The sequence below is a fragment of the Variovorax sp. JS1663 genome (assembly GCF_002157355.1).
In the GTDB taxonomy this organism is placed as follows: domain Bacteria; phylum Pseudomonadota; class Gammaproteobacteria; order Burkholderiales; family Burkholderiaceae_C; genus Variovorax.
On the sequence record NZ_LYMK01000056.1, the window covers coordinates 17096 to 38745 of the forward strand.

At 70.1% G+C, this 21650-nt stretch carries 21 protein-coding genes; 15 read left to right on the forward strand and 6 right to left on the reverse strand.

All coding sequences use genetic code 11. The features are described 5' to 3' along the window. Window positions 1–37 precede the first annotated feature (37 nt). On the reverse strand, window positions 38–388 hold the full coding sequence (locus A8M77_RS30475; protein ID WP_086925216.1) for a hypothetical protein: 351 nt from the start codon (window positions 386–388) through the stop codon (window positions 38–40). 135 nt (window positions 389–523) lie between these two features. Then, the gene (locus A8M77_RS30480) at window positions 524–1411 is read right to left on the reverse strand and encodes an AraC family transcriptional regulator (RefSeq protein WP_086925217.1); all 888 of its coding nucleotides are present in this window, start codon (window positions 1409–1411) and stop codon (window positions 524–526) included. 224 nt (window positions 1412–1635) lie between these two features. On the opposite strand from A8M77_RS30480, the gene A8M77_RS30485 reads away from it, so the two are divergent. The 7 genes from A8M77_RS30485 to A8M77_RS30515 all read left to right on the forward strand — a co-directional run bounded on the left by A8M77_RS30485 (window position 1636) and on the right by A8M77_RS30515 (window position 9411). After that, window positions 1636–3213: an ABC transporter substrate-binding protein gene (locus tag A8M77_RS30485; protein ID WP_086925218.1), complete on the forward strand. Its 1578-nt coding sequence runs from the start codon at window positions 1636–1638 to the stop codon at window positions 3211–3213. An 18-nt stretch (window positions 3214–3231) separates the two neighbouring features. Beyond that, window positions 3232–4251: a M14 family metallopeptidase gene (locus tag A8M77_RS30490; protein WP_086925219.1), complete on the forward strand. Its 1020-nt coding sequence runs from the start codon at window positions 3232–3234 to the stop codon at window positions 4249–4251. A gap of 8 nt (window positions 4252–4259) precedes the next feature. Continuing rightward, window positions 4260–5240, forward strand: a complete 981-nt coding sequence (locus A8M77_RS30495) for an ABC transporter permease (protein WP_086925220.1) — start codon at window positions 4260–4262, stop codon at window positions 5238–5240. A gap of 38 nt (window positions 5241–5278) precedes the next feature. After that, window positions 5279–6232, forward strand: a complete 954-nt coding sequence (locus tag A8M77_RS30500; RefSeq protein ID WP_086925221.1) for an ABC transporter permease — start codon at window positions 5279–5281, stop codon at window positions 6230–6232. Between the two features lie 5 nt (window positions 6233–6237). Then, the gene (locus tag A8M77_RS30505; RefSeq protein WP_086925222.1) at window positions 6238–7239 is read left to right on the forward strand and encodes an ABC transporter ATP-binding protein; all 1002 of its coding nucleotides are present in this window, start codon (window positions 6238–6240) and stop codon (window positions 7237–7239) included. Window positions 7240–7243: 4 nt separating this feature from the next. After that, window positions 7244–8266: an ABC transporter ATP-binding protein gene (locus tag A8M77_RS30510; protein ID WP_086925223.1), complete on the forward strand. Its 1023-nt coding sequence runs from the start codon at window positions 7244–7246 to the stop codon at window positions 8264–8266. A gap of 194 nt (window positions 8267–8460) precedes the next feature. Continuing rightward, entirely contained in the window at window positions 8461–9411 is a 951-nt protein-coding gene (locus tag A8M77_RS30515) for a helix-turn-helix transcriptional regulator (RefSeq protein WP_158101029.1), read from the forward strand. Window positions 9412–9440: 29 nt separating this feature from the next. Here the strand turns inward: A8M77_RS30515 and A8M77_RS30520 are convergent, their stop codons facing one another. Beyond that, the gene (locus A8M77_RS30520; protein ID WP_086925225.1) at window positions 9441–10010 is read right to left on the reverse strand and encodes a DUF4124 domain-containing protein; all 570 of its coding nucleotides are present in this window, start codon (window positions 10008–10010) and stop codon (window positions 9441–9443) included. 42 nt (window positions 10011–10052) lie between these two features. Beyond that, the gene (locus tag A8M77_RS30525) at window positions 10053–11234 is read right to left on the reverse strand and encodes an MFS transporter (RefSeq protein WP_086925226.1); all 1182 of its coding nucleotides are present in this window, start codon (window positions 11232–11234) and stop codon (window positions 10053–10055) included. Window positions 11235–11571: 337 nt separating this feature from the next. Here A8M77_RS30525 and A8M77_RS30530 point away from each other — a divergent pair, with 337 nt between their 5' ends. From A8M77_RS30530 to A8M77_RS30565, 8 genes are all read left to right on the forward strand, one after another. After that, complete coding sequence (locus tag A8M77_RS30530; RefSeq protein ID WP_086925227.1) at window positions 11572–12501, forward strand: LysR family transcriptional regulator; 930 nt, start codon at window positions 11572–11574, stop codon at window positions 12499–12501. After that, on the forward strand, window positions 12498–13214 hold the full coding sequence (locus A8M77_RS30535; RefSeq protein ID WP_086925228.1) for a paraquat-inducible protein A: 717 nt from the start codon (window positions 12498–12500) through the stop codon (window positions 13212–13214). Before A8M77_RS30530 ends, A8M77_RS30535 begins: the two co-directional genes overlap by 4 nt. Next, window positions 13211–13879 (forward strand): paraquat-inducible protein A, encoded by a 669-nt coding sequence (locus tag A8M77_RS30540; protein ID WP_086925229.1) that lies wholly within the window; start codon window positions 13211–13213, stop codon window positions 13877–13879. Before A8M77_RS30535 ends, A8M77_RS30540 begins: the two co-directional genes overlap by 4 nt. Continuing rightward, complete coding sequence (locus A8M77_RS30545) at window positions 13876–15501, forward strand: PqiB family protein (RefSeq protein WP_086925230.1); 1626 nt, start codon at window positions 13876–13878, stop codon at window positions 15499–15501. Before A8M77_RS30540 ends, A8M77_RS30545 begins: the two co-directional genes overlap by 4 nt. After that, window positions 15498–16145 (forward strand): PqiC family protein, encoded by a 648-nt coding sequence (locus A8M77_RS30550; protein WP_086925231.1) that lies wholly within the window; start codon window positions 15498–15500, stop codon window positions 16143–16145. Before A8M77_RS30545 ends, A8M77_RS30550 begins: the two co-directional genes overlap by 4 nt. Window positions 16146–16149: 4 nt before the next feature. After that, window positions 16150–16695, forward strand: a complete 546-nt coding sequence (locus A8M77_RS30555; RefSeq protein ID WP_086925232.1) for a methylated-DNA--[protein]-cysteine S-methyltransferase — start codon at window positions 16150–16152, stop codon at window positions 16693–16695. A 96-nt stretch (window positions 16696–16791) separates the two neighbouring features. Beyond that, window positions 16792–17997, forward strand: a complete 1206-nt coding sequence (locus A8M77_RS30560) for a multidrug effflux MFS transporter (protein ID WP_086925233.1) — start codon at window positions 16792–16794, stop codon at window positions 17995–17997. A gap of 4 nt (window positions 17998–18001) precedes the next feature. Further along, the gene (locus A8M77_RS30565) at window positions 18002–19420 is read left to right on the forward strand and encodes an MFS transporter (RefSeq protein ID WP_238137030.1); all 1419 of its coding nucleotides are present in this window, start codon (window positions 18002–18004) and stop codon (window positions 19418–19420) included. Between the two features lie 377 nt (window positions 19421–19797). Here A8M77_RS30565 and A8M77_RS35675 read toward each other — a convergent pair whose 3' ends face one another. Both A8M77_RS35675 and A8M77_RS30570 read right to left on the reverse strand, forming a co-directional pair. Beyond that, window positions 19798–20298 carry a hypothetical protein gene (locus tag A8M77_RS35675; protein WP_143694826.1) on the reverse strand — a complete coding sequence of 167 codons (501 nt, stop codon included), beginning with the start codon at window positions 20296–20298 and terminating at the stop codon, window positions 19798–19800. Next, a partial coding sequence (locus A8M77_RS30570; protein WP_192871704.1) for a DUF637 domain-containing protein occupies window positions 20295–21650 on the reverse strand: 1356 nt, incomplete at its 5' end. The genes A8M77_RS35675 and A8M77_RS30570, both read right to left, overlap by 4 nt.

Below are 21650 nucleotides of genomic sequence, written 5' to 3' on the forward strand. Positions count from 1 at the left end.
TTCCTCTTCCAAGAGCCCCACAGGGGAGCGCCGCCAGTCAGTTCAGCCGGAACAGCATGAACACCTGCACCAGGCGCACCGACAGCCCGACATAGGCCAGCACCATGGCGAGCCGCAGCAGGGTGGGGTGCCGGCGCCTGGCCAGGCTGCGCAGGCCGTCGTAGAGGTTGAGCAGCAGCAGCAGGACGCCGACGGCCGCGACGGCATAGCCGGCGAAGTGGATGGTCCAGGTGGCCGGCGTGGGCGACTGGAGCGGATGGTGGGTGGCGAACACCCCCGCCGCAATGATGACGGTGCAGGTGATCACGTTGCGGGCGTGGGTGAACACGGTGTCCAGCCCCTCCTCGTCGAAGAGTTCGCGGGTGAGGTTCGATTCGGAAAGTTTCATGGCTGGGCCCTGTGCATGTCGGCTGGATCGGCAGCCGCAAGACTAGGGGCCCGGGCGTGCGAAGTCGTCGTGAAGCGGTCGGACTTCGGTCTTGCTTCGGTCCGGTCGGGACCTGGAAGGCCCAGGCCGGCCGGGCTATTCCACGATGCCGTTGCGCGCCGAAGGCGGCTGCAGCGCATCCAGCGCGGAGAGGCGCCGGTATTCGCCGGGCACCACCGCGTAGGTGCTCAGGAAGGTCTTGTGCAGGTGGCTCTGGTCGCTGAAGCCGGCGGCATGCGCGGCGTAGGTGACCAGCGCGCCGCCGGCGATCAGGTCGCGCGCGTACTCGATGCGGTGGCCCACCAGCAGCTCGTGCGGCGTGAAGCCCCAGGCGCTCTTGAAGCGGCGCTGCAGGTGCACCGGGTGCCATCCCACCGCCTCGGCCAGGCCGTCGAGCGTGAGGCGCTGGTGGAAGCCGGAGGCGATCAGCTCGTAGAGGCGGTTCACGCGGTCGTCGCCGCTGTCCACCACGCCGGCAAGGCCCGCCGGCTCGGCGGCCTGACGCGGCATCCATTGCGCCAGCCGCTCGCGCAGCAGCACGCGGCCGATGACGCCGGCCTCGGCGTTGCCGCGCGCGGCCTCCTGGAGCAGCCGGTGGCATTCGAGGAAGTCCTGCGCGGTGGAGGCTTGCGAGAACACCGCCACCGCCGCATCGCCCTCGGCGGGCGCGGTGACGGCGTCGTCTCCCTCCACGGGGCTCACGCAGCGCGCGACCGCGAAGCTGCAGTACATCGCGTCCTCGCGCCAGGGCGTGCCGCGCGCCTGCACCGAATGCCACACGTGCGGCGCGATGCGCAGCAGCGTGCCGGGCGGCACCACCGTCGTGCCGCGCGGGGTGCGCACGTGCAGCTCGGTGTCGCACACGGACAGCGTGAAGCCCACGTGCCGGTGCGGCCGGATCTCGCGCTGCATGAAGCGGTTGGCCGTGAACTGCAGACCTGCGAGGTCCACGTCGCGCCAATAGCAGGAGTCGAGGAGTTCCATCGAAGCCCAGGTCCAGCGGACCTTAAGAATTTACAAGGCGACGGCGTCGCCCCTTGGTAATTTCGCGGTCATCGATTGCGGCGCAGTCGATTCACCGATTCGAAGGGGCGCAAGCATGCCAGTGCCGATCGATTCTGTGAAGGGCGATCGGCATCTTCGCCATGCACGGCGTGCGTGGGGAATGCGCTCGTGCAAACCAATGTTTTCGAACCGGAGAAGAACCCATGAGATGGAGACAAGGCCGCCTGCGCGACTGGCTGTGCGCGGCGGCGATGGCCCTGTGCGCCTGCACGCTGCCGGCGCAGGAATTGCGCATCGGCCTGAGCAGCAGCCCCAGCACGGTGGACCCGCACTTCTACAACAACGATGCCGTGAGCGCGGTGGTGAGCCATGCCTACGAGACCCTGGTGGCCCTGGACCCCGACACGCGCCTGGTGCCCGCGCTGGCCGCCTCGTGGCGCGCGGTCGACGAGACCACCTGGGAGTTCAAGCTGCGCGACGGCGTGAAGTTCCACGACGGCAGCACCCTCAGCGCGGAGGACGTGCTGTTCTCGCTCGAGCGGCCCGCGGCCATCGCCAACAGCCCGAGCTCCTTCGCCACCTACACGCGCGCCATCACGGGCAGGAAGGCGATCGACCGGCTGACGGTGCGGCTGAGCACCGCCGCGCCGTATCCGCTGCTGCCCAATGACCTGACGCGCATCTTCATCGTCTCGAAGAAGGCGGCCGAGCGCGCGAGCACGGACGACTTCAACCAGGTCAAGGTCGATGCCGGCACCGGCCCCTTCAGGATCGTCAAGTTCACGCCCGGCGCCTCGGTGCAGTTCGCGCGCTTCGACGACTACTGGGGTGCGAAGCCGGCCTGGTCGGCGCTGACGCTGCGCATGCTGCCGGCCGACTCGGCGCGCATGGCGGCGCTGCTGTCGGGCGACGTGCAGCTGGTCGAGAACGTGCAGGCCAACCTGGTCTCGCAGTTCCGGCAGAACAAGGACCTCGCGGTGTTCGACAAGGTGTCCAGCCGCGTGATGTTCCTCTACACCGACCACCGCGACAGCTCGCCTTTCGTCACCGACAAGGAGGGCCGGCCGCTTGCGGCCAACCCGCTGAAGGACGCGCGCGTGCGCCAGGCCATCTCGAAGCTGATCGACCGCAAGGTGCTGGCCGAGCGGGTGATGGACCGGCTGGCCGTGCCCACCGGCAACATCGCGCCGCCCGGCATGTTCGGCCACAACCCGAGGCTGAAGCCGGAGCCGGTCGACGTGCCCGGCGCGCGGCGATTGCTCGCCGAGGCGGGCTACCCGGAAGGCTTCGGGCTCACGCTCTTCGGCCCCAACGACCGCTACATCAACGACGAGCAGGTGGTGCAGGCCATCGGCCAGATGCTCGCGCGCGGCGGCATCGCGACCAAGGTGCAGGTCTCCCCGATGTCGACCTACGTGGGGCGCGCCTCGAAGAAGGAGCTCGGCTTCGGCCTGCTGGGCTGGGGCGTGGGCGGCGGCGAGCCTTCGGGCGCGATGCGCGGCCTGCTGGGCACGCCCGACAAGGACAAGGGCATGGGCGCGACCAACTGGAGCAGCTATGCCAGCCCGCCCTTCGACGCGCTGCTGACCGAGGCGCTGCGCACGGTGGACGACCGCCGGCGCGAGCAGCTGCTGCAGGACGCGGCCGAGCTCGCGCTCGCGAAGGACGCCGCCATCATCCCGCTCTACCACCAGGTCGCGACCTGGGCCGCGCGCAAGGGAATCGCCTTCGTGCCGCGGGTGGACGAGTTCACGCTGGCCCACCAGGTCCGGCCGGATTGAGGGAAGGGCGAGTCACCCATGCTGCAGCAGCTCGACCACCTGCCCACCGGCTTCATGATGGCGTCCGCGCGCGACCTGCATCGCGTGCTGCCTGCGCCCAGCCTCATCCACCTGCCCGGCGACGAGCCGCGGCCGCTGTTCGTCTCGATCCTGCTGCACGGCAATGAGGACGTGGGGCTGCGCGCGCTGCAATCGGTGCTGGCCAGCCGCGGTACGCGCCACCTGCCGCGGGCGCTGTCGATCTTCGTCGGCAACGTGGACGCGGCGCGGGCCGGCGTGCGCCGGCTCGACGGGCAGCCGGACTTCAACCGCATCTGGTCCACCGCGCCGCCTGCCACGCCCCATGAGCACATGGCGGCGGCGGTGGTGGAGATCATGAAGCAGCGCGCGCCCTTCGCCGCGCTGGACCTGCACAACAACTCCGGCCGCAATCCGCTCTACAGCTGCCTGCCCGGCACTGCGCCGCAGCACCAGCGGCTGGCGCGGCTGTTCTCGCCGCTGGCCTTGCTGATCGAGTCGCAGCCCTCGCTGGGCTCGGCCTTCGCGCCGATCTGCCCGAGCATCAGCTGCGAGTGCGGCGAGATCGGCAGCGCCCAGGGCGTGTTCCGCGCGGCGGCGCTGATCGACAAGTGCCTGCGCGCGGCGCCGTCGCTGTTCGAGGACGGGGAGGGTGATGGCGAGGGCGGCCCGCTCGAGATCTACCAGGCCTTCGCGGTGCTGAAGGTGGCGGAGGCGCTCTCGCTGTCCTGCGACGGCACGGAGGCCGACGTCGGCCTGTCGCCGGAGATCGAGTCGCTCAATTTCCGCGACCTGCCTGCGGGCCACCCCATCGCATCGGTGCGGGCCGCACTGCCGGTGGAGCCGCTGCAGGCCTTCGGGCTGGACGGCGCGCGCATCGCGGGCCTGTTCGAGCAGGCCGGCGCGCAGCTGCTTCTTGCGCAGCCGGCCATCGCCGCCATGCTCACGCGCGACCTGCGCGCCATCCGCCAGGACTGCCTGGGCTACCTGATGCGGCGCGTGCCTCATCCCGTCTGCTGAAGGTTCCCATGCTCGCCTTCGTGATCCGGCGCCTCGGGCAAAGCCTGCTCGTGCTCTTCGCCATGTCGCTGCTGGTCTTCGCCAGCGTCTACCTGATCGGCAATCCGGCCGACATCCTGATCAGCATGGATGCGGACCAGGCCGAGCGGGCCCGGCTGGTCCGGTCCATGGGGCTGGACCAGCCGCTGCCGCTGCAGTACCTCCACTTCCTCTGGCGCGCGCTGCACGGCGACCTGGGCCAGTCCTTCGTGCACGGCGTGCCGGCCCTCGCGCTGGTGTTCGAGCGCCTGCCGGCCACGCTGGAGCTGGCCGCGGTCGCGATGGCCATCGCGATGGGTATCGGCCTGCCGCTGGGCCTGTGGGCCGGGCTGCAGCCCGAGTCCTTCGCCGGGCGCGCGATCATGACCGGCTCGATCCTCGGCTTCTCGCTCCCGACCTTCTGGGTGGGCCTGATGCTGATCCTGCTGTTCTCGGTGCAGCTGGGCTGGCTGCCGGCCGGCGGGCGCGGGCCCACGACCGAGGTGCTCGGCGTGCAGCTCTCGCTCTTCAGCGTGGAAGGCTGGAAGCACCTGCTGCTGCCGGCGCTCAATCTGGCGCTGTTCAAGCTCGCGCTGGTCACCCGGCTCACACGGGCCGGCACGCGCGAGGCGCTGACGCAGGACTACGTGAAGTTCGCGCGCGCCAAGGGTCTGTCGCCGGCGCGGGTGGTCGGCGTGCACGTGCTCAAGAACATCCTGGTGCCGATCGTCACGGTGATGGCGCTGGAGTTCGGCGCGCTGGTGGCTTTCGCGGCCGTGACCGAGACCATCTTCGCCTGGCCCGGCGCGGGCAAGCTGATCATCGAATCGATCGGCCTGCTCGACCGGCCGGTGGTGGTGGCCTACCTGCTGGTGGTGGTGGCGATGTTCACGCTGCTCAACCTGCTGGTGGACATCGCCTACTCGGCGCTGGACCCGCGCGTGCGGCTGGGCGACGCGGCGGCGGCCTGAGGCGCTTTCCCTTTCACCCCTTTCACTAGGACATCCCAATGAGTACGCAATTCGCCACGCTGGGCGAGGCGGCCGAGCGGCCCGCCCCGGCGAACGGAAAGGCCGCGGCTGAGGCCGCCGAATCGCCGTTTCGACTGTTCCTGCGGCAGTACGCCGAGTCGCGCCTTGCCCTGGCCGGTGCGCTGGTGCTGCTCCTGTTGGCATTGGGCGCGCTGTTCGCGCCGCTGATCGCGCCGCAGAACCCCTACGACCTGGCGCAGCTCGACATCCTGGATGCGCGGCTGCCGCCGGGCGCGCACGGTGACGCCGGCCGCCTCTATCTGCTGGGCACGGACGAGCAGGGCCGCGACATGCTCTCGGCCATGCTCTACGGCCTGCGCATCTCGCTGGCCGTCGGCATCGCCGCCACGCTGGCCGCGCTCTCGCTGGGCAGCACGCTGGGCCTGCTGGCCGCCTATGCGGGCGGGCGCCTCGACGCCTTCCTGATGCGGGTGGTGGACATCCAATTGTCCTTCCCGGCCATCCTGCTGGCCCTGGTGCTGATCACGGTTCTCAAGCCCGGCGTGGGCAACGTGGCGCTGGCACTGGTGGCGGTGCAGTGGGCCTACTACGCGCGCACCGTGCGCGCCGCGGCGCTGGTCGAGCGCCGCCGGGAATACGTCGAGGCCGCGCAGGGCCTGGGCCTGTCGGGCGCGCGCGTGGTATTTCGCCACCTGCTGCCGAACTGCCTGCCGCCGGTGATCGTGGTGGCGGCGCTGCAGGTGGCCAATGCGATCTCGCTGGAGGCGACGCTGTCTTTCCTCGGCATCGGCGTGCCGATCACCGAGCCCTCGCTGGGCCTCCTGATCGCCAACGGCCAGCCCTCGCTGCTCGCAGGCCAGCACTGGATGTCGGTGTACCCGGGCGTGCTGCTGCTGCTCACCATCCTGGCCATCAACCTGGTGGCCGACCAGCTGCGGGACGTGCTGAACCCGCGGCTTGCCAAAGGATGAGCGCGATGACGGCACCCACGTTGATCGTCGAAGGCCTGGAGACCTGCTTCTTCACCCGCGCCGGCGTCGTCAAGCCGGTGGACGGGGTCTCGTTCAGGGTGGAGCGCGGGCAGGTCCTCGGGCTGGTGGGCGAGTCCGGATCCGGCAAGTCGATGACGGGCTACTCGATCCTGGGCCTGCTCGATCCGCCGGGCCGCGTCACCGCGGGCAAGGTGCTGCTCACGCAGCGCGACGGCCAGGTGCTCGACCTGCTGCAGCTGTCGCCGCGCGCGCTGCGCGAGGTGCGCGGCAACCGCGTCGCGATGATCTTCCAGGACCCGATGATGACGCTCAACCCGGTGCTGCGCATCGATACGCAGATGATCGAGGCGGTGCGCGCCCATCACCGGGTCAGCGCGAAGGCGGCGCGCGAGCGCGCGGCTTCGGCGCTGGCGCGCGTGGGCATCGCCTCGCCGCGGGAGCGGCTCGCGGCCTATCCGCACCAGTTCTCGGGCGGCATGCGGCAACGGGTGGCGATCGCGATCGCGCTGCTGAACGAGCCCGACCTGATCGTCGCGGACGAACCGACCACGGCGCTGGACGTGACCATCCAGGGCCAGATCCTGGCCGAGATGCAGGCCCTGTGCCGCGAGTCCGGCACGGCGCTGATCTGGATCACGCACGACCTGTCGGTGGTGGCGGGCCTGGCCGACACGGTGGCGGTGATGTATGCCGGGCGCATCGTCGAGCAGGGTGGCGTGGCGCAGGTGCTGGAGCGCCCGGGCCATCCGTACACGCGCGGGCTGATCGCCAGCGCGCCCTCGCGCAACCCGCGCGGGCGGCCGCTGGCGCAGATTCCGGGCATGACGCCGTCGCTGCTCGCATTGCCGCCGGGCTGCGCCTTCCAGGCCCGCTGCGCGCGCGCCGATGCGCAGTGCCGCGCGGCGCCGCCACCGCTGACGCGCCTGCCCGAGCGGCAGCTGCGCTGCTTCCATCCCCATGCCCTCCCTGCCGCGACGGCGGCCTGATCCAATGCAGACCTCGACCCCTTTGCTGGAGCTGCGCGAAGGCTCCAAGCGCTTCGTCAAGAAACCCGATGCCGCGGCGCGTCTGGCCCACCTGCTGGGGGCACCCCTGGGTACGCAGACCGTGCACGCGGTCGATCGCGTGTCGCTCGCGGTGAACCGCGGCGAGGTGGTGGGCCTGGTGGGCGAATCGGGCTGTGGCAAGTCCACGCTGGGCCGCATGGCGGCTGGCCTGCACGGGCTCAGCGAAGGCGAGCGCTGGTGGCAGGGCGAGAACACCGCCGCGCTGCAGGCCCGGCTGCCGGCCGCCGCCTACCGCCGCCACATGCTCGGCATCCAGATGGTGTTCCAGGACCCCTATGCCAGCCTCAACCCGCGCCTGCGGGTACAGCAGATCGTGGGCGAGGCGCCGGTGGCCCACGGCATGGCCAGGGCCTCCGAGCAGCAGGAGCTGGTGGCCGGCCTGCTGCGGCGGGTGGGGCTGGACCCGCAGCTGATGCGGCGCTTTCCGCACCAGTTCTCGGGCGGGCAGCGCGCGCGCATCGGCATTGCCCGCGCGCTCGCCGTGCGGCCGCACCTGCTGATCTGCGACGAGGCGGTGGCAGCACTCGACGTGTCGATCCAGGCGCAGGTGATCAACCTCTTCATGCAGCTGCGCGAGGAACTGGCGCTGACCTACCTCTTCATCAGCCACGACCTCGGCGTGGTGCGGCACATCAGCGACCGCGTGCTGGTGATGTACCTCGGCCGGGTGGTGGAGTCGGCGCCCGCCGAGGACATCTTCGGCGAGCCGCTGCACCCCTACACCCAGGGCCTGCTGGCGGAGGCGCCGCGGCCGGAAGTGCGCAGGAAGCGTTTCGTGGCGATCCGCGGGGAGATCCCTTCGCCGATGAACCCGCCGCGCGGCTGCCACTTTCATCCGCGTTGCGACCGGGCGCTGCCGCGCTGCGCGCAGGAGGCGCCGGCGCTGGCGCCGGTGGCGGCCGGGCGCTGGGTGGCCTGCCACCGCGTGGACGCCCGGGGCGATTGACGCGGCGGTGTCCTACAAGACCGCGGACGCCGAGTTAAGAATTTACAAGGCGCGCCGCGGGGGCTTTGCTACCTTGGCGAGCGAGCCGCAGCCCTGCGAGTGGCCATCGACCGATGCGCGCGGCGCATCGATGGGGCTCGTCAATTTCAATGGACGCCCGGAAGGGGCCGAACGAAGATGAATGTGAGCCGACCATGATGCTGTCTTCCCTCCTGCAGCGCGCGGCTGCCGCGTCTTTGCCGAGCGCACCGGCGCCGCAGGCCGCGGTGGAAGCCGGCGGGGTGACCGGCGGCCCGCCGCCGCAGCTCTATGCCGAGGAGCAGCTGTGCCGCCCCGAGATCGTGGGGCGCCACGCGGAGCTGCCGGGCATCGTGCGCGACCTGGTGGAGGCCGGCAGCGCCGATGCGCGCGTGCGCCTGGTGCGCGGCATGCTGCACGCGATCGGCTTCGAGTGGCTGGGCTATGGCGCGGTCAGCTACGTGCGGGGCCAGTCATGGCCGCTCAGCTTCTTCACCAGCTATGCCAACCCGCAATGGGCGCGGCGCTACTTCGCGCAGCGCCACTACGAGGTGGATGCACGGCACCACGAGGCGCCGGCCTCCAGCCTCCCTCTGCTGTGGGACACCGACCAGATGGAGGCCGCGCTCACCGGCCCCGACCCGCACGCGCGGCGCCGCCGCTTCGTGGAGGACCTGCGCGCCAGCGGCATCCGCAGCGGCCTGTTCTTCCGGCTGGCCTCGCCGACGCACGTGAACGAGCACACGTTGATCAGCCTGACCTCCAGCGCGCCCAGCCGCGGCTGGATCACCGAGGGCGTGGTCGGCCAGTCGCTGGTGCTGGGCCTGAGCGTGCACGAGTACCTCTCGCGCCATGCGCGGGTGCCGGCCGCGCCGCCGGCGGCGCGCGCGGAGATGTCGGGCATGTCGCCCACGCAGCAGTACATCCTCGAGCACCTGCTGCAGGGACGCAGCGACAAGGAGATCGCCTACCGGCTGCAGCTGTCCTCGCACACGGTGGACTACCACATGCGCCAGCTGCGGCGCCGCTTCGCGGTGCGCAACCGGGTGCAGCTGGTGAATGCGGCGACGCAGTCGCAGCTGGGCGAGAGCAACTTCGGGAGCATCAGCCAGCTGTCGGCGCTGTAGGCCCTGCGAGCCCTTCGGGCCGGAAGGGCTCAGCGGCAGATGGTGGTGGTGCCCACCGGCCGGCAGGTCTTGCCGTCGATGCCCTGGTAGCGGTCCAACTGGCCGGCGCGGTTGTAGTGGTTGCCCTGCGAGTCCTGGCAGCCGGCGCCGTCGCACGAGCGGATGCGCGGGCGCATGTCGCGCGGCCGTGCAGGCGCCGGGTACACGCCGGGGTAGGGGTAGCCGTAGTCCATCACACCGGCATCGTCGCGGCCTGCAATGGTGCTGTTGCCGCTGCCACCGCTGTTGCCGCGTCCGTCGATGATGATCGGACCCGAGGACGTCGGCGGCGGCGGCACGGGTGCGGCCGCCGCTTCGCGCCGCTGCTGCGCGCCGGCGCGGGCGGCCGCTTCGGCTTCCTGCGCCTGCCGCTGCCGGTCGGACTCGCTGATTGCCACCGGCTCCTGGAGCTGGACACGGCCCACCTGCTTCGTGCCGGCAGCGCAGCGGCCGTCGGTGTAGCTCACATTGCCCGCGGCGTCGGCGCAGCGGATCACCTCGGCGGCGGCCGGCAGGGGCGCGAACAGGGCGGCGACGGCGAAAGCGAGGAGGAGGCGCATGGCCTCCTCATTGTGCTCCCGCCAGCCGCCTGCGTCGAACGTTCAGGCGCGCGCCGAGGCGCATTCCAGCGGCGGCTCGCGGCGGTCCAGCACGCGGCTCCACAGCGCGATGCCCAGGCCGGCCAGCGTCAACAGCGCGGCCACCCAGCCCAGCGCGCCGAGGCCGGGCCCGTGGTCGATCACCGCGCCGCCGGCCCAGGCGCCGAGCGCGTTGCCGAGGTTGAAGGCCGCGATGTTGAGGCTGGAGGCCAGGTTCTGCCCGGCGCCGGCCGCCTTCTCCAGCACACGCAGCTGCAGCGGGGCGACGGTGGCGAAGGCCGCCAGCCCCAGCAGGGCGACGAAGAGGCCGGCCGTCCAGCCCGTCTGCAGGGCGGGCTGCATCAGCGCCAGCACCACGGCCAGCGCCGCCAGCGTGCCCAGTACCGCCGGCATCAGCGCCCGGTCGGCCAGCCGGCCGCCGAGGATGTTGCCGACCGCCAGGCCGCCGCCGAAGAGCAGCAGCAGCGGCGACACCGCCGCCTCCGGCAGCCCGGTGATGCGGGTCAGCAGCGGCTGGATGTAGGTGAAGACGGCGAACACGCCGGCAAAGCCCAGCACCGTCATGGCCAGGCCGAGCAGCACCTGCGGCCGGGCCAGCACCGCCAGTTCCTCGGCAAGGGCCGCGGGCCGTTGCTCGGCCCGATCGCGCGGCACGAAGACCGCCAGCACGGCCAGGGCGAATAGGCCGATCGCCGCCACCGCCCAGAAGGTCGAGCGCCAGCCGAAATGCAGGCCCAGCCAGGCACCGGCCGGCACGCCGAGCATGGTGGCGGCGGTCAGGCCGGTGAACATGATGGCGATGGCCGAGGCGCGCTTCTCCGGCGCGACCACCCCGGTGGCCACCACCGAGCCGACGCCGAAGAAGGTGCCGTGCGCGAGCGAGGTGATCACCCGCGCGGCCATCAGCATCTCGTAGCTCGGCGCCAGGGCGCAGGCGACGTTGCCGAGCGTGAAGATCGCCATCAGCGCCAGCAGCACGGTCTTGCGCGAGGCGCGCCGGGTGGCGATGGTGAGCAGCGGCGCGCCGACGGCGACCCCGAGGGCGTAGCCCGAGATCAGCAGCCCGGCGGCCGCGATGGAGACATGAAGATCCGCCGAGACCTGCAGCAGCAGGCCCATGATGACGAATTCGGTGGTGCCGATGCCGAAGGCGCCGGCGGTGAGGGCGAGGAGTGCGATGGGCATGATGTCCGGTACTGTGCGGACATCGGGGTGCTTCGACTAGATCGTTGCAAAGAAAAGCATTGGTGAGTTCAAGTCACTGATCGTCGGTCAGCGCGGCCATTCTCTGCATAATCAATGCGCTCATCCGGGAGCAAATTGATGCCTCATCGATCCACCAAACCTCAAAAGCGAAGAACCCCGGTCGAACCCTTGCCTGTTGGGCAAGATGGGCGCTCAGACGCGCTGGCTTGCAACAGCAAGGCAGGACCCGTTTCGTTGGAACTGGTCACACGTGTGCACTCGAGGAACGGCTTCTTGAGACAACGCGGTACGGGTGGAGGCGGAGCTATGTGCTGACATGCCCCGCATCGAGATCAACCGTTCCGGCGAGATGGAAGCCTTCGTCCAGGTGGTCGACCGCGGCAGCTTCTCGGCCGGCGCGCGCGCGCTGGGCATGACGCCTTCGGCCATCAGCAAGCTGGTCGCGCGGCTGGAGGCGCGGCTGGCGACGCAGCTGGTGCACCGCTCCACCCGCAAGCTGCAGCTCACGCCCGAGGGCCAGAACTTCTACGAGCGCAGCGTGCGCGTGCTGGCCGACATGGACGAGGCCGAGCGCTGCGCCGCGGCCGGCGCCGCGCCGCGCGGGCGGGTGCGGCTCAACGCCAGCTGCTCCTTCGGCCATCACGTGCTGCTGCCGCTGCTGCCGCGCTTCCTCGAACTGCATCCGCAGGTGACGCTGGACGTCGTTCTGACCGATCGCGTGGTCGACCTCATGGACGAGCGCACCGACGTCGCGATCCGATGGGGTCCGCTGCCGGCCTCCGACCTGGTGGCGCGCCACCTGTTGGACACGGAACAGGCCATCGTCGCCTCACCGGCCTACCTCGACCGCTACGGCACGCCGCGTACGCCGCAGGAGCTGGAGGCGCACAACCGCATCGGCTTCACCTACCGGCACCATGTGCCCGACTGGTCGCTGCGCGTGGATGGGCGCCTGGTCGAGCTGCCCGCGGCCGGTTCGGTGCGGGCCGGCGACGGCGAGACGCTGCGCCGCATGGTGCTGGAAGGCATCGGCCTGGGGCGGCTGTCGCTCTATCACATCCAGGCCGACATCGATGCCGGCCGGCTGGTGCCGGTGATGGAAGAGTTCAACCCGCACGACAGGGTGCCCATCCATGCGGTCTACCTCGGCAAGGCCGGGCGCCTGCCGGCGCGGGTGCGGGCGCTGCTCGATTTCCTGACCTCGGAGCTCACCGATCGACTCGCGGACAATAGGCCCCGTTCATGAAGGAAGTCCCCGAAGCCATCGTCTGCGAAGGCTGCGACGCGGTCTACCACCGCCGGCGGCTGCGCCGGCGCGAGGTCTCGCACTGCAGCCGCTGCGGCACCGAACTCGACCGCCATGCCGGCGACCAGGCCGCGCGCGTGCTGCCGCTCACCGTCGCCAGCCTGATCCTGTTCGCCATCGCCAACCTGTTTCCCATCGTCGAGATCGAGCTGCAGGGCCTGAGCAGCGAGACCACGCTGGCCGGCGCGGTGCTGGTGCTCGCCGGCGAGGGCATGTCGCCGGTGGCGCTGCTGGTGCTGGCCACGACCATCCTGTTTCCGCTGGTGCAGCTGTGCATCCTGCTCTACCTGCTGGTGCCGATGGCGCGGGAGCCCCGCCCGGCCGCCCGAAGGGGCTCGCCCCCTCCTTCAGGAGGGGGTGCGCGAAGTACACGAAGTGACGAGCCTGGGGGCGGCTTCACGGTTTCACGGCCGGCCGGCTTCGACGTCCTCGTGCAGCTGCTGCAGATGCTGCAGCCATGGGGAATGATCGAAGTCTTCCTGCTGGGCGTGCTGGTCGCCATCGTCAAGCTCTCCAGCCTGGCGCAGGTGATCGCCGGGCCGGCGCTGTGGGCCTTCGTGGCCCTGACGGTGCTGCTGACCGCGGTGCTGGCCTTCAACCCGCGCACCTTCTGGGAAATGGCTTTCGAGCCGCGGCCGGGGCAGAGGGGATGACGGAGCCCTTGCGCACGGCCGCCGAGCTTGGCCTTCGGGCGTGCCCGCATTGCGGCGCCGTCTGGCAGGGCGCTGCCGAGGGCGAGCCCTGCGCGCGCTGCGGCACCCGGCTGCACCGCCGCAAGCCGCACAGCCTGCAGCGCACCTGGGCCTACCTCATCGCGGCCTGCATCCTGTACGTGCCGGCCAACCTGCTGCCGGTGATGATCACCAAGAGCCTGCTCGGGTCGCAGGACGACACCATCCTCAGCGGCGTGATCTTCTTCTGGGTCTCGGGCTCCTACGGGCTGGCGGCGATCATCTTCATCGCCAGCTTCCTGGTGCCGCTGTTCAAGCTCACGGCACTGGTGCTGCTGGCCGTGATGGCGCAGCGGCACAGCGACTGGCGGCAGCTCGAGCGCGCGAAGCTCTACCACATGCTCGAGATCATCGGCCGCTGGTCCATGCTCGACGTGTTCGTGGTCTCGCTGCTGGCCGGGCTGGTGCGCATCCAGGGCTTCGCCGAGATCACCGCCGGGGTCGGCATCGCGGCCTTCGGCGCGGTGGTGGTGCTGACCATGCTGGCCTCGCTGAGCTTCGACCCCCGCCTGACCTGGGACAGCCGCGACGTAATGGAAGACGAGGAGCCCGACCCCCGCATGCCGAGCAAGGAACGTACTGCATGAGTGACCAAGAGCAAGACAAGCGCCCGCTGGCCGATCCGAGGGTCGTGAGGCGCCGCAACTGGCTGCCCTCGCTGATCTGGCTGATCCCCATCGTCGCGGCGCTGGTCGGCATCGCGCTGGTGGCGCGCATCCTGGTCGAGCGCGGGCCCGAGGTGGTGCTGACCTTCAAGTCCGCCGAGGGTCTGGAGGCCGGCAAGACCGCCGTCAAGTACAAGGACGTGCAGATCGGCACCGTGCAGACCATCCGCCTGGCCAACGACCGTTCGCACGTGCGCGTGCTGGTGCAGCTCAAGAAGGAGGCCAAGAGCTTCACCGCGCAGGACACCCGCTTCTGGGTGGTGCGCCCGCGGCTGGACACCTCGGGCATCTCGGGCCTGGGCACCTTGCTCTCGGGCGCCTACATCGGCGCCGACGCCGGCAGCTCGGAGGAGTCGGCGGGGGAGTTCACAGGCCTGGAGGTGCCGCCCATCGTCACGCGCGACGCCTCGGGCCGCCAGTTCCTGCTGCGTGCGCGCGACGTCGGTTCGCTGGACATCGGCTCGCCGGTCTACTTCCGGCGCATCAAGGTGGGCCAGGTCGCGGCCTACGAGCTCGACGGCGACGGGCGCGGCGTCACGCTGCGCGTGTTCGTCAACGCACCCTACGAGAAGTTCGTCGGGGCCAACACGCGTTTCTGGCACGCCAGCGGCCTGGACGTGCAGCTCAGCGCCAACGGCGTGAAGCTGCGCACCCAGTCGCTGGCCACCATCGTGCTCGGCGGCATCGCCTTCCAGGCGCCCGAGGACGTGATGGGCCCGGCGGCGCAGGAGAACACCGTGTTCGCGCTGGCCGATGACGAGGCCACCGCCATGAAGGAGCCGGACGGCCCCGCCCAGACCCTGCTGCTGTACTTCAGCCAGTCGCTGCGCGGGCTCTCGCCCGGCGCGGTGGTGGACTTCCGCGGCGTGGAGCTGGGTGAGGTCAAGTCCATCGGCGTCGAGTTCGACAGCCAGGCGCGCGAGTTCCGCATGCCGGTGCTGATCCAGGTGTACCCCGACCGCCTGCGCCGCAACCTCGGCGACCAGCGCGAGTCGCGCTACACCCAGCTGGAACGCCTGAAGTTCCTGGTCGAGAAGGGCCTGCGCGCCCAGCTGCGCACCGGCAACCTGCTGACCGGCCAGAACTACGTGGCGCTGGACTTCTTCCCCAAGGCGGCGCCGGTGAAGATCGACATCGGCCAGAACCCGATCGAGCTGCCCACCGTGCCCAACAGCCTGGACGAGATCCAGGCCCAGGTGGGCGAGATCGCGCGCAAGCTCAACAAGGTGCCCTTCGACGAGATCGGCCGCGACCTGCGCAAGACCCTGGCGACGCTGGACAAGACGCTGGGCAGCGCCGAGCAGCTGGCCGCCAGCCTGAAGAACGACGTGAGCCCCGAGATGGCCGCCGCCATGAAGGACGTGCGCAAGACCCTCAGCAGCGCGGAGAAGACGCTGGCCGACGACTCGCCCCTGCAGCAGGACATGCGCCAGACCCTGCAGGAAGTGACGCGCGCGGCGAACTCGCTGCGCATCCTGACCGATTACCTCGAGCGGCATCCCGAATCGCTGATCCGCGGCAAACCGGAGGACAAGAAGAAATGAGCAAGCACCCGTCGCGGGCCGCCGCTCTCGCGGCTCTCCTGATGCTGGCCGGCTGCGCCACGAGCAGCGCGCCGCGGTACTACAGCCTGGCCGAGGCGGAGCCGGCACCGCGGGCCGCTGCCGCCGGTGCCGCCGCTGCCGCCGGTGCTGCCGGTGCTGCCGTTGGGTTCATCGAGCTGGCGCCGGTGGCGATGCCCGAGCGCCTGGCGCGCCCGCAGCTGGTGGTGCGGCAGAAGGGCGCCGACGGGCCGCAGGTCGACATCCTCGAGCAGCACCGCTGGGCCTCTTCCTTCGACAACGAGCTGCGCGACGCACTGGCCAGCGGGATCGCGCAGCGCCTCGGCGCCGTCGATGCGACCAAGAGCGGGCGCCCGCGCGGCCAGCCGGTGCTGCGCATCGCGGTGCAGTTGCAGCAGCTCGACGCGATCGAGGGCAGCCGGGTCGACGCCGGCTTCAGCTGGACCCTGCGCCGCACGGAGGAGGGCGCGCCGCTCGGCTGCCAGTTCTTCGTGACCGAGCCGGTGCCGGGCGGCATCGAGGCGCTGGCGCTGGGCACCCGGCGCGCCACCGCGCGGCTGGCCGATGCCATCGCGCGCAGCGCCCGCGCGCAGCAGGCCAACGCGGCCAACCCCTGCGGCGAGTGAGACGATGAGCGCCGAGGGCTTCGCGCTGTTCGACACCGCGATCGGGCCCTGCGGCATCGCCTGGGGTGCGCGCGGCATCGTCGGCGTGCAGTTGCCCGAGGACGGGGAGGGCGCCACCCGCGCGCGCATGCGGCGGCGCTTTCCGCAGGTGCCGGAGTCCGCGCCGCCCGCCGGTGTGCAGGCCGCCTGCGAGAGCATCCGTGCACTGCTCGACGGCGAGCCGCGCGACCTGGCCGAAATCGCGCTCGACTACGAAGGCGTCTCGGACTTCCACCGGCGCGTCTACGAGGTCGCGCGCCGCATCGTCCCCGGCCGCACCCGCACCTACGGCGAGATCGCGGCCGAGCTGGGCGACAAGGGCCTCTCGCGCGCCGTCGGCCAGGCGCTCGGCCACAACCCCTTCGCGCCGGTGGTGCCCTGCCACCGCGTGCTGGCCGCGGGCGGCAAGCCCGGCGGCTTCTCGGCCCATGGCGGCGCGGTGTCGAAGCTCAAGATGCTGATGATCGAAGGCGCGCGGCCGCCCGAGGGTGACACCGAGCCGCTCTTCTGACGAACTTCGGCACAACCGCCGGATGGGGCAGGCCCTAGCACAGCGGGACGCGCTCCGCTCGCAGTCGCCCTTTGCCACCTTGGTCACAATCGGGCGATGATTTCCTCGCGCTTCCTCAGGATCGCGCTGGTGCTGGGCCTGCTGTCCGCCATCGGCCCTTTCGCGATCGACATGTACCTGCCCGCGCTGCCCGAGATCGGCAGCAGCCTGGGCGCGGGCATCGGCCCGGTGCAGATGAGCCTGACGGCCTTCTTCATTTCACTGGGCGTGGGCCAGCTGCTGTACGGCCCGGTGTCGGACATGGTCGGCCGCAAGCCGCCGCTGTACTTCGGGCTCGGCTTGTTCGCACTGGCCAGCATCGGCTGCGCGCTGGCCACCGACATCCAGACCTTGATCGCGCTGCGCTTCGTGCAGGGCCTGGGCGCCGCCGCCGGCATGGCGATCCCGCGCGCGGTGGTGCGCGACCTGCACACCGGCAACGACGCGGCCCGGCTGATGTCGCTGCTGATGCTGGTGTTCAGCGTCTCGCCCATCCTGGCGCCGCTGGCCGGCAGCGCGGTGATCGCGCTGGCCGGCTGGCGCGGCGTGTTCTGGGCCGTGACCCTGGCCGCAGCGGCCGGTCTGGCGCTGATGGCCGCCACGCTGCGCGAGACCCGGCCGGCCGAGGAGCGCGTGGAGAGCAGCCTGGGCAGCGCGCTGGCCGCCTACTGGCTGCTGCTGCGCGACGGACATTTCCTGGGCCTGGTCTTCATTGGCGCCTTCGCGATGGCGGGCTTCTTCACCTACCTCGCGAACTCCTCCTTCGTGATGATCGACCACTACGGCCTCTCGCCCACGCTCTACAGCCTGGCCTTCGGCATCAACGCCGCCGCCTTCTTCGGCGCCGCCCAGCTCAACGGCGTGTTGTGCGAGCGCTTCGGCATCGTGCGCGTGGTCAAGGCCAGCGTCAGCGCCTGCGGCGTGGTGATGCTCGCGATGTTCCTCTACTACCTCGCGGGCGGCGACCGGCTGGCGGTGCTGATCGCGCTGTACTTCATCGCCAGCGCCTTCATGGGCTTCGTCATTCCCACCACCGCCGTGCTGGCGCTGGAGGAACACGGTGCCATCGCCGGCACCGCCTCGGCGCTGATGGGCACGCTGCAGATGCTGACCGGTGCGGTGGCGATGTCGGTGGTCGGGCTGTTCACCGACGGCCGCCCGCTGCCCATGGTCAGCGGCATGGCCGCCGGGGCGCTGATCGCGCTGGTGCTGTGCTGGTTCACGCTGGGCGGGCGCCGGCCGCAGGCTTATGCGGCACGCTGAGCCGATGCAGCACGGCGAGGCGCCGGTCGCGGACGGGCTGCCGTCGCCGCAGCGCGGCTGGGCCATGCTGGTCATCATCCTCGGCATCACGGTCGCGGTGCTCGACGGCACCATCGTCAACCTGGCGCTGCCGGGCATCGCACGCGAGCTGAAGGCCGATCCGGCGCATGCGATCTGGGTGGTCAACGCCTACCAGATCGCGACGCTGGTGATGCTGCTGCCCCTGGCCTCGCTCGGTGACCTGGTCGGCTACCGGCGCGTGTACCTGGTCGGCATGGGGTTGTTCGCGCTGGCCTCGCTCGGCGCGATGCTGGCCGACTCGCTGGCCACGCTGATCGCCGCCCGAGCGCTGCAGGGCCTGGGCGCGGCCGGGCTGATGAGCGTCAACACGGCACTGGTGCGGCTGGTCTATCCGCGCGACCAGCTGGGGCGCGGCATGGCGATCAACTCGATGGTGGTCGCCAGTGCCTCGGTCACAGGGCCCTCCGTGGCGGCGGCCATTCTTTCGGTGGCCTCCTGGCCCTGGCTGTTCGCGCTCAACCTGCCGCTGGGCGTGCTGGTGCTGGTGTTGGGCGCCCGCGCGTTGCCGGCCCCGCGCGCCGCCGCGGCTGCGGCCGAGGGCGCGCGCTTCTCATGGATCGACGTCCTGCTCAACGTGCTGATGTTCGCGCTGGTCTTCGTCGGCGCCGATCGCCTCGGCGTGCGCGACGGGACGGGGCAGGGCGCCCAGTCCGGTGCCTGGGTGCTGCTGGCGGCCGGGCTGGCGGTGGGCTTCTTCTACCTGCGGCGCCAGCGCGCGCTGACCCTGCCGCTGTTCCCGGTGGACCTGCTGCGCATCCCGGTGTTCGCGCTGTCCATGGGCACCTCGGTGGGTGCCTTCTGCGCGCAGATGCTGTCCTTCATCGCGCTGCCCTTCCTGCTGCTCGACATCTACGGCCGCACGCACGTGCAGGCCGGCCTGCTGATCACCGCCTGGCCGCTGGCCATCGTGGTGATGGCGCCGATCGCCGGCCGCCTGATCGGCCGCTACCCTGATGGCTGGCTCGGCGGCATCGGCCTGAGCCTGCTGGCGCTGGGCCTGGTGCTGCTGGCGACGCTGCCGGCGCAGCCGACCAATGCCGACATCGTCTGGCGCATGGCCCTGTGCGGCCTGGGCTTCGGCCTGTTCCAGTCGCCCAACAACCACACCATCGTGACCTCGCCGCCGCCGCACCGCAGCGGCGCCGCCAGCGGCATGCTGGGCACGGCGCGTCTCACGGGCCAGACGCTGGGCGCGGTGCTGCTGGCCGGCATCTTCAGCACCTGGGCGCCGCACGAGGGCCGCGGTCCCTTCATCGCGCTGGGCCTGGCCGCCGCCTGCGCGGCAGTGGCGGCGGTGTGCAGTACGCTGCGGGTGCGGCAGGCCAGCGGGCGTCTGGCCTAGGGGCGGATCGAGTCCGGCTATGCGCGACGGCTTGCCGCAAGTTCGGCCCGTCGCTCCAGTTGCCTTTGACGCTCTGCTATGGCGAGCGCACGGGCTGCATCGCCATGGCGCGAGACGCTGAAGGTCTTGCTCAAGACTTGGCCAGCTCCAATCTGAGTCTTGGCCTTCGACGGCCGCGACCTGCACGCCCTGCAGGTGGACCACGCCTGCGCCCTGCAGCAGGACGCCGCCTTCGCTGCTGGTGATGGTGCTGGGCGCGGCCGTGTCGGTCCTGACGTCGATGCCACTGCCCGAGGCCCTGTTCTGCATGAACACCGGATCGAAGATCGCACTGGAGCGCTTTCGGTCGAAGTCGGCGCTGGCGAGATTGCACGAGATCAATCTCTAATTTCCTTGCCCCAGAGAAACTGGCCAGCGTGATAGTCCAACTCGAAGTAGTACTGGCCAGCATGCTCGACCCATGCCTCGACACCGAATCGGCCTTCCTTGCCGTCGGCAGGGTTGATGTAGGGACTGCTGATGCGGGCAAAGGAGGTCGGCGGCTTGGCCGATTCAGGGTTTCGCGGCCTCGTGAGTTGCCAGGGCACGGTAAGGCGCGTTCGCTCGTTGCCGTAAACATCGAGTAGCAAGCAGTTGTCAGGCTTCCAATCGCTCTCGAAGCAGATAAATCCACTTGCGTCGGGGAGTTCGCGCAAGGAGATGTGATTGGTGTTGTCTACTCTTTCGTACTCGACACCGTCGACTATCCACGTGTAGCGGACCACCGGCCCAAAAAAATCATTGCTTGGATCGGACGGATCTCTCCATCTGCTGAGATCGCGCATCAACACAGATTGTTTGCGCTCGTTGTGAAGTGTGAAGACTTCTGCTTTGCTCATTGCAGTGCTCTCCCGCTCCCCACAACATACCGGAACACACCCGTCCGATCGTCTCTTGGCACAAAGAAATGCAGCTGATTGCCCCCGCCCGATGCTGTTCCTTGTGCGCCGACTGTGCCTACTTGTGCATTGATTGCTCGCGTCACTTGAACATCCACCACATAGAGGGGGCCGGACTTGGCAGTCAGATCAGAAGTGATAGCGAGCTGATTCCTGGCATAGGCTGCATTCGGCACGTCATCGAATGTTGCCCAGCCGCCAAAAGCTCGATTGAGTTGCCCAACCTGCATGTCGTTGAAGGCGGCCTCAGTAACCACCATCCTCACAGTCGTCCCCGGTTTCATCGTCACCTCCGCCACCGAGGAGCCAGACGTCCACGCCGGGCTCCACCCATCGGCAGCCTTCATCATGGCATTGATCTCATCCGCACTCTTGAAGCCCCGGATCACGCCCGCATCCAGCTTCATGAACTGAAGCGCTGCGCCTTCCAGCACCCGGGTGCCGAGGCTCACGGCCGCATTCGCCAATGCCACGCCGCCCTTGGCCGCGGCACCCGCGCCGGTGACCACCGAGCCCACCTGCCAGATCAGGCCGCCCAGGTCCTTGCCCAGTTGCTCCGCGTTCTGATCACCGCCCACCTCCAGCGCGGTCTTCATGCGGTTGATCTTGGCGTCCAGTTCCCTGAACACGCTGTCACCGAGCTGCTGTCTGGCCTCCGCACTGCTGATGATCTGCTTCAGCCCGTTGAGCCCTTCGACTGGATTCGACAGGAAGTCCGCCAGCCCCTGGATGTCGCTGATGCCCGCATCCACCAGGCCCTTGCCGACGCCCGAGGCTGTCAGCGCATCCTGCTTGACGCTCACGAGCGTCCACTTGCCCATGACCTGGAGTTGATCCAGCGGCGTCTTCGCCTCCTTGAGCTCCTTGTCCATGCGTTCCCGCTGCTGGGCGGCCAGCCAGTTGTTGGCTGCCGCGTTGGCCCCGGCTTCGCTGGCGAGATTGATCCGCGCCGCATCGAGGCCCGCGAGAGCAGCGCCGATGCCACCCATCATGGCCGCGAACTTCACGGTGTCGCCATGCACATTGGTGGCGCCGGGGTCGTACAGGCTGGCCGCAAGCTCCCCGATCGCCGCACCGATGGCGCCAGCACCACAGCTTCCATTGGTTCGCGCAGCACCGACGGCGCACCCGACCAAGGCATGCGCCAGGGCATTGGCAGCAGTGCCTGGCTCCAACTGAGTGCCAACGGCGAACGCGGATTGCGCCGCCATCGTGTCCAGGATCGCGTTCTTCAGGCCCTCCTTCAGGTTCTCTTCGAAACTGCCGCCGTTGATCGCCGTTCCGATCGCCGT